Below are 12,845 nucleotides of genomic sequence, written 5' to 3' on the forward strand. Positions count from 1 at the left end.
CAGACGTCCGACCTCAGACGTCCGACCCTCAATCAATCTTTCGCTCGTGCTTCCAGCATGGCCACCGCAGGCAGCACCTTGCCTTCCACAAACTCCAGGAAGGCTCCGCCACCGGTGGAGATATAGCTGATTTTTTCGCTGATACCGTACTTGTCCACGGCGGCCAGGGTGTCACCCCCGCCAGCGATGGAGAACGCATCGGAGTCGGCAATGGCTTCCGCCATTTCGCGGGTGCCCTCACCAAACTGATCAAACTCGAACACGCCCACCGGGCCATTCCAGATAATGGTTTTGGCTTCTTTCATCAGCGCCGCCACGATGTGGGCCGTCTGCGGGCCAATGTCGAGAATCATGTCATCGTCGGCCACGTCTTCCACTTTCTTCGTGACCGCTTCTGCAGACTCGGCAAATTCCTTGGCGGTGACCACGTCCACCGGGATTGGGATATGCACCTTGTCGGCAATATTTTTGGCCGCGGGAATCAGGTCCGCTTCATACAGGGACTTGCCCACCGGATGCCCGGCAGCCGCCAGGAAGGTATTGGCGATACCGCCACCCACCACCAGCTGGTCGACCTTGTCAGACAGGGCCTCCAGCACTTCCAGCTTGGTGGACACCTTGGAACCACCGACGATGGCCACCAGGGGTTTTTCCGGATTCTGCAAGGCCTTACCCAGTGCATCCAGTTCGTTGGCCAGCAGCGGGCCCGCGCAGGCCACCGGAGCGAATTTACCCACCCCGTGGGTGGACGCCTGGGCACGGTGCGCCGTGCCAAACGCATCCATCACATAGATATCACACAGTGCCGCCATTTTTTGTGACAGCGCTTCATCGTCTTTCTTTTCGCCCTTGTTGAAGCGAACGTTCTCGCACAGCACGACCTGGCCGGCATCCACCTCAAGGCCGTCCAGCCAGTCCTTCACCAGCGGCACGTCACGGCCGAGCAGCGAACCCAGGTGATCCGCCACCGGCTGCAAGGAAAACTCCTCGGCGTACTCGCCCTCGGTGGGACGGCCCAGATGGGACATCAGCATCACCTTGGCTCCCGCCTTGAGGGCATGCTCAATGGTCGGCAGAGAGGCACGGATACGAGCATCGCTGGTGACCTTGCCGTCTTTCACCGGCACGTTCAGGTCTTCACGGATCAGAACGCGTTTGCCTGCCAGATCCAGGTCGGTCATGCGCTTGAAGTTCATGGTCTTGCTACCTCGTTTGGAACCATCCGCTGAGGATGATGCTGTCGTCTCGGTTTACAGATTCTTGCAAGCGTCAGTCATCCGACGCTTGTTCGGCCATGTCCGCCACCCAGTCCAGCAGGCGGTTGGCATAGCCCCATTCGTTGTCGTACCAGGCCACCACCTGCACCATGTCGCCCTGCACCCGGGTCTGGGTGACATCGACAATGGCGGATTCCGGGCGGTGGTTGAAATCCACGCTGACCAGCGGGGCGTCATTGTAGCCAATCAGACCACCAGACGCTGTTGCCTGTTGGTGTAACCACTGGTTGAGACTGTCTTCGCCCGGAGTCTGTTCCAGTCGCAACGTCAACTCCACCATGGCCACGTTAAGGGTGGGCACACGGATGGAGCCGCCACTGATCTTGCCTTCCAGCTGCGGCAGCACCTGCTGCACCGCGCCGATGGCGCTGCTGGTGGTCGGCACGATGTTCTGTGCCCCGGCCCGGCCCCGGCGTGGATCCCGGTGGACATGGTCCAGCAGGGTCTGGTCCGAGGTGTAGGCATGGATTTCCTTCATCAGCACTTGCTGAATCCCGAAGCTTGCATCCAGCCGTGCCAGCAGGGGAGCAATGCAATGGGTGGTGCAGGAACCCGCAGACATCACCTTGTGATCGGCCGCCACCGTCTCATGGTTGACCCCATAGACCACCACCTGATCGGCTTGATCAAACGGCACGGCGCCAATAATCACTTTCTTCGCCCCCGCGTCCAGGTGCCGCGATGCGCCGGCATGGCTGCGAAAATGGCCGGAGCATTCCAGCACCAGATCCACCTCCATCTCGGCCCACGGCAACTGTTCCGGCTTGGGCTGCTCCAGCAGGCGCGGCGCTTGCTGGCCAATGCGCAGCATGCCTTCGATCAGTTCCGCCGGCTCCGCCAGACGTCCGTGGGTGGTGTCGTAGCGGGTCAGGTAGAGCAGATCTTCCGGCCGCCCCTTGTCGTTGATCGCCACCAGGCTGAACGGCGCCTGCCACCCCGCCCCCTCGCGCTCGGCGAGGGCACGAACAAAGGAACGACCGATACGGCCGTAGCCGTTGATGGCAATCCTCATAGCAGCCTGACGTCCGCCACCCGACCCGTTTCTATCAAAGCAAGGACTCCACAGCACCCTGCACCGCTTCGGCGGTGATGCCAAAGTGCTTGAACAAATCACCGGCCGGTGCAGAAGCGCCGAAGCTGGTCATGCCGACCACCTTGCCGTCCAGGCCTACAAAGCGATACCAGTAATCGGCTATGGCCGCTTCGACCGCTACACGGGCGCGCACGGAAGACGGCAGTACGCTTTCCTGATAGGCCGCGTCCTGTGCCAGAAACTCTTCCACGCAGGGCATGGACACCACACGAATGTTCTTGCCCGCCAGCGCTTCGGCCGCTTTCACTGCCAGCTCAACCTCGGAGCCGGTGGCGATGATGATCGCATCGGGGGTGCCTTCGCCGGTCTGCAGCAGGGTATAGCCCCCCTTCTCGATCGCGGCCAGCTGCTCACTGCCACGCGCCATGCAGGGCAACCCCTGACGGGAGAAAATCAGGGAAGAGGGACCGTCCTGACGGAGGATCGCTTTCTTCCAGGACACGGCAGACTCCACCGTGTCACAGGGACGCCAGGTGCGCATATTCGGCGTCAGGCGCAGGTTGGCAATCTGTTCGATGGGCTGGTGAGTCGGACCATCTTCACCCAAACCAATGGAATCGTGGGTGTACACCAGAATGTTCGGCTGGTGCATCAGTGCGGCCATACGTACGGCATTCCGGGCGTATTCCATAAACACCAGGAAGGTCCCGCCGTAAGGGCGCAGGCCGCCGTGCAGGCACAGGCCGTTCTGCACTGCGGTCATGCCGAATTCACGCACACCGTAGTGAATGTAATTGCCGCTGGCATCTTCGGCGCTTACCGGCTTGCAGCCTTTCCACAGGGTATTGTTGGAGCCGGCCAGGTCGGCAGAGCCACCGGCCAGTTCCGGCAACAGCGGGCCGAAAGCATCCAGGGCATTCTGGCTGGCCTTACGGGTGGCCACTTTTTCGCCCTTTTCCTGACACTCGCGGATATAGGCATCGGCCTGCTCGGCAAAATCCGCCGGCAGCTCGCCCGCCTGACGGCGCAGGAATTCAGCGGCCAGCTCTGGATATGCGGCTTTATACGCCTCGAAGCGCTGCTGCCACTCGCCTTGCGCTGCCGCACCGGTATCGCTGGCATCCCAGGCCTGCTTGATGTCTGCAGGAATCTCGAACGGCCCGTGCTGCCAGCCCAGCTCCTTGCGGGTCAGGGCGATTTCGTCGTCACCCAGCGCGGCACCGTGAGACTCTTCCTTACCTTGCTTGTTGGGGCTACCAAAACCAATGATGGTCTTGCAGCAGATCAGGGTCGGCTGGTCGGTGTTGGCGCGGGCATTCTCGATGGCGACCTTCACCTCTTCAGCATTGTGGCCATCCACATTGGGGATCACCTGCCAGCCATAGGCACGGAAACGCTCCACGGTATCGTCGGTGAACCAGCCTTCCACTTCACCGTCGATGGAGATGCCATTGTCGTCGTAGAAGGCAATCAGCTTGCCCAGCCCCAGAGTGCCCGCCAGGGAGCAAGCCTCATGGGAAATGCCTTCCATCATGCAGCCGTCACCCAGGAAACAGTAGGTGTTGTGATCCACGATAGTGTGGCCGTCACGATTGAACTGACCGGCCAGCATCTTCTCGGCCAGCGCCATGCCCACGGCGTTGGCAATGCCCTGCCCCAGCGGACCAGTGGTGGTCTCGATACCTGGGGCATCGCCGTATTCCGGGTGACCGGCAGTGGGGCTGCCCAACTGACGAAAGTTCTTGATGTCCTCGATGCTGACCCCGTAACCAGACAGGTGCAGCAGGGAATACAGCAGCATGGAGCCGTGGCCATTGGACAGCACAAAGCGGTCACGATCGGCCCAGGTCGGGTCCTGCGGGTTGTGCTTCAGGAAACCGCGCCATAACACCTCGGCGATATCGGCCATCCCCATGGGGGCGCCGGGGTGGCCGGAGTTGGCTTTTTGAACCGCATCCATGCTCAGGGCACGGATGGCATTGGCGAGATCACGGCTGGCGGGGGCACTGGACATGCAGGGCTCCAAACTGACTGGTGGCTGAAAAGGGGCGCTATTGTCCCTCAAGGGCGGGTTACGGGCAAATGTGATGAAGGCGAACAGCCCCGGGGACCAGAGACCAGACCGGCACCTCGATCCCGCACACAAACCTATATCAATTTATTTTGATTTAGATATGAAATGCCGTAGACTCCGCTCCATGACTGCATTGGCCGCCACCCCTCCGGCACTGCCGGACATCACCGATCATCTGGCGGGCTTTCTCAAGGCCGCTGGCGATCCGTTGCGTCTGCAGGTTTTGCAGGTGCTGGGCCAGAGCAGTTTCGGCGTTCTGGAGCTGTGCGACATCATGGCCATGAAACAATCCGGCATGAGCCATCACCTGAAAGTGTTGGCCAGAGGCGGCCTGGTCGAAAAGCGGCGGGAAGGTAACTCCATTTTCTACCGCCGCCGCCTGCCCCAGGCGGAGAACGTAGAAGGCGCCATTCACAGCGCCTTGCTGGACGAACTGGATGATGGGGCTCTGGACGACGCCGTGGCTGCGCGTCTGGAGCAGGTCCAGCAGCAACGGGCCGAGCAGAGCCGGGCGTTTTTTGCCCGCCATGCGGAGCAGCATGACGCCCAGCAAGAGCTGATTGCCGATTACGAGCAATACGCCGAGCAGGCCTGCGAGCTGCTGTTGCGCGCCTGCCCCGAGGGCAAACGCGCTCTGGAGATCGGCCCCGGTGACGGCCGCTTTCTGTGCGAACTGGCCGGGCACTTTGAACAGGTAACGGGGCTGGACAATGCCCACGCCATGCTCGAACGTGCCCGCAAGACCGTCGCCAAACGGTCAAATGTGCAACTGATACTGGGTGACTGGCCCGATAGCGCTCGCACCCTGCCCACAGTGGATGCCGTGGTGCTGAACATGGTACTGCACCACCTGCCTGCCCCGGCCAGTGCCATTCGCGCCGCCTCACGGCAGCTGAATGATGGCGGCACCCTGCTGATCACCGACTTGTGTCATCACGATCAGCACTGGGCCCACGAAGCCTGTGGCGATTTCTGGCTCGGCTTCGAGGAAGCCGATCTGGTGGACTGGGCCGGCCGCGCAGGCTTGGCCTTACAGGAAAGTCAGTTCCTGGCACTGCGAAATGGGTTTCAGGTGCAAGTGAGAACATTCAAGCGCCTCGATTAGGGCACGAAGATTGTTCCAGGTGTTATTACTTGGAGAGGGGTCGGACATCTGACATAGAAAGTCAGGGGACGAAATCCAACCCGCTCTGTTTTTTAGCGTAAGACTTCTGACGTCCGACGTCAGACCAGCAACCAAGGAGCACTCCAGCAATGAGTGAATATTCCATCTTTACCTCCGAGTCCGTGTCCGAAGGCCATCCCGATAAAATGGCTGACCAGATCTCGGACGCCATTCTGGATGCCATCATCAAGGATGACCCCCAGGCACGCGTTGCCGTGGAAACCCTGGTGAAAACCGGCATGGCCGTTGTCGCCGGTGAAGTACGTACCAATACCTATGTGGAACTGGAAGACATCGTTCGCCAGGTGATCCTGGACATCGGTTACGACAGTTCCGAAAAAGGCTTCGACGGTGCCAGCTGTGCAGTACTGAACGGCATTGGCAAGCAGTCTGCCGATATCGCCATCGGCGTGGACGAAGCAGAAGACAAGGATCTGGGCGCAGGCGATCAGGGCCTGATGTTCGGCTTTGCCACCAACGAAACCGACACCCTGATGCCGGCACCGGTGTATTTCTCTCACCGTCTGGTGGAGCGTCAGGCAGAACTGCGCAAGAACGGCACCCTGCCGTGGCTGCGTCCGGACGCCAAGAGCCAGGTCACCCTGCGCTATGACAACGGCAAGCCGGTGGCCGTGGAGGCCGTGGTGCTGTCCACCCAGCACGCGCCGGAGATCAAGCTGGCCGAGCTGCGCGAAGCGGTGATGGAAGAAATCATCAAACCGGTATTGCCGGAAGAGTGGCTGCACAAGGACACCCTGTACCACGTCAACCCCACCGGTATCTTCGTGATCGGCGGCCCCATGGGCGACTGTGGCCTCACTGGCCGCAAGATCATTGTGGACACCTATGGCGGCATGGCCCGTCACGGTGGTGGCGCGTTCTCCGGCAAAGATCCGTCCAAAGTGGACCGCAGCGCGGCTTACGCCGGTCGCTATGTCGCCAAGAACATTGTTGCTGCTGGCCTGGCCAGCAAGTGTGAGATTCAGGTGAGCTACGCCATCGGTGTGGCCGAGCCCACCTCTATCTCCATCAACACCTTTGGCACAGGCAAGCTCAGCGACGAGGCCATCGTGACACTGGTACGCGAACACTTCGACCTGCGTCCGCGCGGCATCATCGAGATGCTTGACCTGCGCAAGCCGATCTATCGCCCCACCGCCAGCTACGGCCACTTCGGCCGCGAAGGCTTCAGCTGGGAAAAAACCGACAAAGCCGAGGCACTGGCCAAGGCACTGTAAAACCTGCCGCAGGAGTGGCGCGTAGCTGCAAATTGCCGAGAGGCTTTCACGGCTCACGCGCCACTCCTGCAACACAATTTTGACTCACCCCGCGAGGGGCGCTGCAGCGGCTGGACCGCGAGGCTCGCCAGGTGAGTTCACACGATAGAACGGCGCCCATTCGTCATAAACGAATGGAGACTCTCATGAACGCGAAAGCGGACACCTTTACCGACTATAAAGTCGCTGACATTTCCCTGGCCGCCTATGGCCGCTCCGAAATCGATATCGCCGAAACCGAAATGCCGGCCCTGATCGCCATCCGCGAAAAGTACCGTGCCGAGCAGCCGCTGAAAGGCGCCAAGATCATCGGTTGTATCCACATGACCATCCAGACCGCCGTGCTGATCGAGACTCTGCAGGCACTGGGCGCGGAAGTGCGCTGGTCCTCCTGCAACATCTTCTCCACCCAGGATCACGCCGCTGCCGCCATCGCTGCTGCCGGCACTCCGGTCTTTGCCTGGAAAGGCGAAACCGAAGAAGAGTACATGTGGTGTATCGAGCAGACCTGTCGCGACGGTAACGGCGAACTGTGGGAAGCCAACATGATCCTGGATGATGGTGGCGACCTGACCGGCTACATCCACGAGACTTACCCGCAGATGCTGGACAGCATCCACGGCATCACCGAAGAAACCACCACCGGTGTGCACCGTCTGTACGAAATGCTCAAGAAAGGCACCCTGAAAGTGCCGGCGGTGAACGTGAATGATTCCGTCACCAAGAGCAAGAACGACAACAAGTACGGCTGTCGTCACTCCCTTAACGACGCCATCAAGCGCGGCACCGACCACCTGCTGTCCGGCAAGAAGGCCCTGGTCGTCGGTTACGGCGATGTGGGCAAGGGCTCTGCCCAGTCTCTGCGTCAGGAAGGCATGATCGTGCGCGTTACCGAAGCCGACCCGATCTGTGCCATGCAGGCCTGTATGGACGGTTTCGAAGTGGTCAGCGCCTACAAGGATGGCGTGAACGATGGCACTGCCGCCTCCGTTAACACCGACCTGCTGGGCAATACCGATCTGATCGTCACCACCACCGGCAACTTCAACGTCTGCGATGCCAACATGCTCAAGGCGCTGAAGAAAGGGGCTGTGGTCTCCAACATCGGTCACTTCGACAACGAAGTGGACACTGCTTTCATGCGCGAGACCTGGGAATGGGAAGAAGTGAAACCGCAGGTACACAAGGTATGGCGCAACAAGGCGGAAGGCGACTTCCTGCTGCTACTGTCTGAAGGCCGTCTGGTGAACCTGGGCAACGCCACCGGTCACCCCAGCCGTATCATGGATGGTTCGTTCGCCAACCAGGTGCTGGCGCAGATGTACCTGTTCGACCAGGCCTACGCCAGCCACTCCGACACCGTGAAAGCAAACATGCTCAAGGTGGAAGTACTGCCCAAACATCTGGACGAAGAAGTCGCCCGTTACATGGTGGAAGGTTTCGGTGGCGTAATCACCAAACTGACCAAAGAGCAGGCTGACTACATCGGCGTGGACGTGAACGGCCCGTACAAGCCCGAGCATTACAAATACTAAGTCGGACGTCTGACGTCGGAAGTCGGATGCCAAAAGCATCAGACCTCCGACGTCCGACCCGGCCATCGAAAGCACTGCGCTTTCAACAACGACAAACGCAAATGGCAAGCACCATGAAACGAATCAGTTTTGAATTTTTTCCGCCGAAAACCGATGCGGGAAAAGAGAAACTACTGGCAACACAGAAGAAATTGCTGGCCAAGAATCCGGACTTTTTTTCCTGCACCTTTGGTGCCGGGGGCTCCACCCGTGACAACACTCGCGATATGGTCAACAAGCTGCGCGCGCAGCATGGCGACACTGCTCCGCACCTGAGCTGTATCGGCCAGAGCAAGGACGAAATCCTGGAACTGGTGAACGGTTACAAAGAGGCCGGCGTCACCCGCATCGTTGCCCTGCGTGGCGACCTGCCTTCCGGCATGGGCTACGCGCAAAGTGAAATAAAGTACGCCGACGAGCTGGTGGCCCTGATCCGCCAGGAAACCGGCGATCACTTTCAACTGGAAGTGGCCGCCTACCCGGAAATGCACCCGGAAGCACGCAGCTTCGCCGACGACATTGATCACTTCAAACGCAAGATAGACGCCGGCGCCAACAGCGGACTGACGCAGTATTTCTACAACGCCGACGCCTATGGTTACTACCTGGATGCGCTGCAGAAAATTGGCTGCGACGCGCCGGTTTACCCTGGCATCATGCCGATCCTGAACGTGGCCAACTTGCTGCGTTTCTCTGCTAACTGCGGTGCCGATGTGCCTCGCTGGCTGAGCTGCAAACTCAACGACCTCAAGGATGATGATGCCGCGGTAAAAGCCTATGGCGAAGAGGTGGTCACCCGCCTGTGCGAGCGACTGCTGGCCATGGGAGCTCCGGGACTGCACTTCTACACCATGAACCAGGCCGGCCCCAACCTGCGTATCCTCGACAACCTGGGACTGTGATGTAACCCCCGAAAGTGGTGACGCCTCTGATATAAAAGACGGGGTCACCACCGAGGGCACAGAGATCACCGAGACAACACAGGCATCTCTGTGGGTAGGCCCCACACCGGATTGGTCCTCATCGCCAGCAAGCTGGCTCCCACAACGCCTTTGCAGTAGCCATCCGTGGCAGCCAAGCTGTTGCGGGAGCTTGCCTGCAAGCGAATAAGACCCCTGACGCAGAAGCTCCTGCCCCTGGCACAATAGAATCCCCCCCCTGTGGGAGCGGTCGTTCGACCGCGATCTTTCCTCTGTCCATAGCGGCCCGGAAATACCATCGCACTCCCTTTTCCAACCGTTCGGGTGTGACTTCGCATCGCCAGCAAGGGATCTTGAAATCCCGCCACTCCGCGATACGCCATTTCTTACGCGTCACGATCCAGCGTCTTACAGCGTTTGACGCTGAACGCGCACAGCGTTATTGCCCGCCGACTTCTACACTGCGTCCTGTCTCAATGACCGGAAGAACGTGTGACCCACGCCTTGCTCTACAGCCGCGCCCCGGTGGGCATTGATGCCCACGAAGTGCGCGTGGAAACCCACCTTGCTCCGGGCCTGCCGGCCTTCACCATTGTCGGCATGGGCGACACGGCCGTGCGTGAGAGCCGCGACCGGGTACGTTCCGCGCTGGTCAACAGCGGCTTCGACTTTCCCCAACGGCGCATTACCGTCAGCCTGGCCCCTGCCGACCTGCCCAAGGACGGCGGTCGCTTTGACCTGGCCATTGCCCTGGGCATTCTGGTAGCCAGCGGCCAGCTGGGTACCGTCGCTACCGACCGCTATGAATTCATTGGCGAGTTATCCCTCAACGGTCAGCTCAACCCGGTCTCTGGCATGCTGCCTTCCTCGCTGGCCTGCCTGGCGGAAGATCGCAGCCTGATCGTCGCTGCCGATAACGCCGAAGAAGCCAGCCTGCCCGGCACCCCCACTCTGGCTGCCAGCCAGCTCGCCCGCATTGCTGCCCACCTGACCGGACAGCAGCCCCTGGAACCCCACCCCTGTCAGCCCCCCTCCCAGCAACGGATCGAAGGAGGCTGCCTGTCCGAAATTCGCGGGCAGCAAACGGCCAAGCGGGTACTGGAAATTGCCGCAGCCGGTGGTCACTCGCTGTTACTGTGCGGGCCGCCCGGTGCAGGCAAAAGCATGCTGGCATCCCGCCTGCCCGGCCTGATGCCTCCCATGCGCACCCGACAGGCCCTGGAAGTGGCCGCCATCCACTCACTGAAACAACCCCGCAGCAGCCAACAGTTTTACCAGCGGCCCTACCGGGCACCCCACCACACCTCATCGGCCACCGCCCTGGTCGGCGGCGGCAGCTACCCGCGGCCGGGCGAAATCTCCCTTGCCCATCACGGCATTCTGTTTCTCGATGAGTTACCCGAGTTCGACAGAAAAGTACTGGAGGTCATGCGAGAGCCACTGGAGACCGGCGAAGTCAGCATTGCCCGTGCCGCCCAGCAGCTCACTTTTCCCGCACGCTTTCAGCTCATTGCCGCCATGAACCCCTGCCCCTGCGGGTACCTTGGTGACCCGGACAAAAGCTGCGGTTATCGCTGTGAAAAAGCCAAACGTTACCAGGGGAAATTGTCCGGGCCGTTACTGGACAGAATTGATCTTCATCTGGATGTCCCCGCCGTCAATGCCAAAGAATTGCTGGGCGACCGGGAAGGCGAAACCAGTGAGCAGGTAGCCGGTCGGGTACGCCTCGCCTGGCAACGCCAATGGCAGCGCCAGCAGTGCCTCAACCGGGAGCTGCGCAGCGACAAACTGGACCCGATGCTGCGGCCTCATCGCGACTGGCTGGCAGGCGTCATGAACCGCCTTGGCCTTTCCGCCCGCGCCCTGCACCGCAGCGCCAGAGTGGCGCGCACCATTGCCGATCTGGCCGGCAGCACAGAGGTGGAACGCGATCACCTGCGCGAAGCATTGAGCTATCGACAGAACGTGCAACAGGGCTGACTGTGTAGCCCCGCGCGTACGGGGCGTTATCTGCGAATTACTGCAAGGTCAGCGGCGGCACGATGGTCGCTGGCAACCCGATCGTGGACGCACTCAGCAACGTGGCCTGCCAGAGGTATTCCGTTGTCGAGCTATAGGCGGTACAAACCCCGTTTTCCGAGTAGCTTTCATAAGGAAATACCTGACTTTCCACGGCAGAAAGACCGGATGGATTGGATGGCACCAGAAAACCACCATCAATGCTTGACCAGAAGGCAGCAGAGGCACCAATTTTTGATTCGTTTCCGCCTATATAAATATAAAGCGCGCCGGTACAACCGCTGCTTCCATAACTGGCCACGTCGTCTGCAAAGCTGCCATCCCAGTTGATGGTCACCAGATAGTTGTTGGGCGTACGAATGGAGAGGTTACGCACCCCTGCACTCAACACACTGCCCAACACCACACCGTTGTCATCAACCAACTGGTTTCCACCACCGGCACTGCCATTGCACACATGCTGGGTATAGTCCACTTCACCGTTTTCCAGGGTGGCATTATTGGCGGTACCGCCGCCCTCACCATTGTCCAGACCAGAGGTAATCGTCACGCCACCATCCGGACAGTTGGCGGTTGAGGCCATGGCCTGCTTGATCAGCGTGGTCTGGCCATCAGCACCATCCGTTCCATTGGTGCCATCTGTTCCATCAACGCCATCGCTACCATTCGTGCCATCGGATCCGTCGCTACCATCCTGGCCGTCTTCCCCGTCTGCACCATCGCTGCCGTTGCAGATATAACCCGTAGAATCGATCTCGCCAGATTGCAGGGTGCCATCGTGTGGCGTACCCAGGCTGTCACCGTTATCCAGACCGATATCCAGACGCTGGCCACCGTTCGGGCAACTGGCGGACACACCCGCGGTCAGAGTGGTCAGCACCGTAAAGCCATCCACCCCGTGACAGACATAACTGGTAGTATCGACCTCGCCTGCGGCCAGCACCCCATCACCCGCGGTGGCGCCACCGTCGCCATTGTCCAGGCCGGAATCCAGTCGATAACCTCCAGCCTCGCAATTAGCACCGGCCGGCTCGATGGCCACATTGATCAACGAGCTGATACCGTCCTGGCCATCCACACCATCCTGACCGTCCGCGCCATCAACGCCATCGGCACCATTCTCACCGTTACAGACCACCTTTGTTTCCGTCACTTCTGTATCAGACAAGCTGCCATCGGCATCCGCATCGATGCCCAATCCGACTTCAATACCGCCAGAGGCACAGACACTGCCTGGTGCCAGCTCCACAATGCGGGTGGTGACACCGTCCTGGCCATCCTGCCCGTTAGTGCCATCGCTACCACCGCAACCCACAGCGGCCAACCCTGCGGCCACCACAAGCGATAACTTCCCCGATTTCATAATCTGCAACATCATCCTTCCCCTTCTCGTTCTTGCGGGTGTCGTTCCGCTGTCAGACACGCGTCCCGAGTCTGACAAGTGATTGATTCATCCCATTGCACTCAAGCGTCATGGCGATGCCTTGCACCATTGGCTTGTGCGAT

Annotated in this window: 9 protein-coding genes and 1 riboswitch; of the genes, 5 read left to right on the forward strand and 4 right to left on the reverse strand. The window is 60.2% G+C overall.

Translation table 11 applies throughout. The features are described from left to right. Positions 1-32: 32 nt before the first annotated feature. The 3 genes from A15D_RS10280 to tkt form a co-directional block, all read right to left on the reverse strand. Entirely contained in the window at positions 33-1,196 is a 1,164-nt protein-coding gene (locus A15D_RS10280; protein WP_102791865.1) for a phosphoglycerate kinase, read from the reverse strand. Positions 1,197-1,269: 73 nt separating this feature from the next. Next, entirely contained in the window at positions 1,270-2,289 is a 1,020-nt protein-coding gene (locus tag A15D_RS10285; protein ID WP_102791866.1) for a type I glyceraldehyde-3-phosphate dehydrogenase, read from the reverse strand. A 34-nt stretch (positions 2,290-2,323) separates the two neighbouring features. Further along, positions 2,324-4,324: a transketolase gene (gene tkt, locus A15D_RS10290; RefSeq protein WP_022985475.1), complete on the reverse strand. Its 2,001-nt coding sequence runs from the start codon at positions 4,322-4,324 to the stop codon at positions 2,324-2,326. Positions 4,325-4,508: 184 nt separating this feature from the next. Between tkt and A15D_RS10295 the strand changes: the two genes are divergently transcribed. The 5 genes from A15D_RS10295 (at position 4,509) to A15D_RS10315 (ending at position 11,300) form a co-directional block, all read left to right on the forward strand. After that, positions 4,509-5,489 (forward strand): metalloregulator ArsR/SmtB family transcription factor, encoded by a 981-nt coding sequence (locus A15D_RS10295; RefSeq protein ID WP_102791867.1) that lies wholly within the window; start codon positions 4,509-4,511, stop codon positions 5,487-5,489. A gap of 149 nt (positions 5,490-5,638) precedes the next feature. Beyond that, entirely contained in the window at positions 5,639-6,787 is a 1,149-nt protein-coding gene (gene metK / locus A15D_RS10300; RefSeq protein WP_022985477.1) for a methionine adenosyltransferase, read from the forward strand. An 87-nt stretch (positions 6,788-6,874) separates the two neighbouring features. Further along, positions 6,875-6,952: riboswitch (S-adenosyl-L-homocysteine riboswitch) on the forward strand. Between the two features lie 20 nt (positions 6,953-6,972). Further along, positions 6,973-8,361: an adenosylhomocysteinase gene (gene ahcY / locus A15D_RS10305; RefSeq protein ID WP_102791868.1), complete on the forward strand. Its 1,389-nt coding sequence runs from the start codon at positions 6,973-6,975 to the stop codon at positions 8,359-8,361. Between the two features lie 113 nt (positions 8,362-8,474). Beyond that, entirely contained in the window at positions 8,475-9,302 is an 828-nt protein-coding gene (gene metF / locus A15D_RS10310; RefSeq protein ID WP_102791869.1) for a methylenetetrahydrofolate reductase [NAD(P)H], read from the forward strand. 510 nt (positions 9,303-9,812) lie between these two features. After that, on the forward strand, positions 9,813-11,300 hold the full coding sequence (locus tag A15D_RS10315) for a YifB family Mg chelatase-like AAA ATPase (protein ID WP_102791870.1): 1,488 nt from the start codon (positions 9,813-9,815) through the stop codon (positions 11,298-11,300). 37 nt (positions 11,301-11,337) lie between these two features. Here A15D_RS10315 and A15D_RS10320 read toward each other — a convergent pair whose 3' ends face one another. Then, on the reverse strand, positions 11,338-12,717 hold the full coding sequence (locus A15D_RS10320) for a hypothetical protein (RefSeq protein WP_102791871.1): 1,380 nt from the start codon (positions 12,715-12,717) through the stop codon (positions 11,338-11,340). Between the last annotated feature and the right edge of the window lie 128 nt (positions 12,718-12,845).

The organism is Alcanivorax sp. MD8A, assembly GCF_002888555.1.
In the GTDB taxonomy this organism is placed as follows: domain Bacteria; phylum Pseudomonadota; class Gammaproteobacteria; order Pseudomonadales; family Alcanivoracaceae; genus Alcanivorax.

Coding starts and splice junctions, on each gene's coding strand:
- A15D_RS10280 (WP_102791865.1), bottom strand. CDS start 1,196: ATGAACTTCAAGCGCATGACCGACCTGGATCTGGCAGGCAAACGCGTT.
- A15D_RS10285 (WP_102791866.1), bottom strand. CDS start 2,289: ATGAGGATTGCCATCAACGGCTACGGCCGTATCGGTCGTTCCTTTGTT.
- tkt (WP_022985475.1), bottom strand. CDS start 4,324: ATGTCCAGTGCCCCCGCCAGCCGTGATCTCGCCAATGCCATCCGTGCC.
- A15D_RS10295 (WP_102791867.1), top strand. CDS start 4,509: ATGACTGCATTGGCCGCCACCCCTCCGGCACTGCCGGACATCACCGAT.
- metK (WP_022985477.1), top strand. CDS start 5,639: ATGAGTGAATATTCCATCTTTACCTCCGAGTCCGTGTCCGAAGGCCAT.
- ahcY (WP_102791868.1), top strand. CDS start 6,973: ATGAACGCGAAAGCGGACACCTTTACCGACTATAAAGTCGCTGACATT.
- metF (WP_102791869.1), top strand. CDS start 8,475: ATGAAACGAATCAGTTTTGAATTTTTTCCGCCGAAAACCGATGCGGGA.
- A15D_RS10320 (WP_102791871.1), bottom strand. CDS start 12,717: ATGATGTTGCAGATTATGAAATCGGGGAAGTTATCGCTTGTGGTGGCC.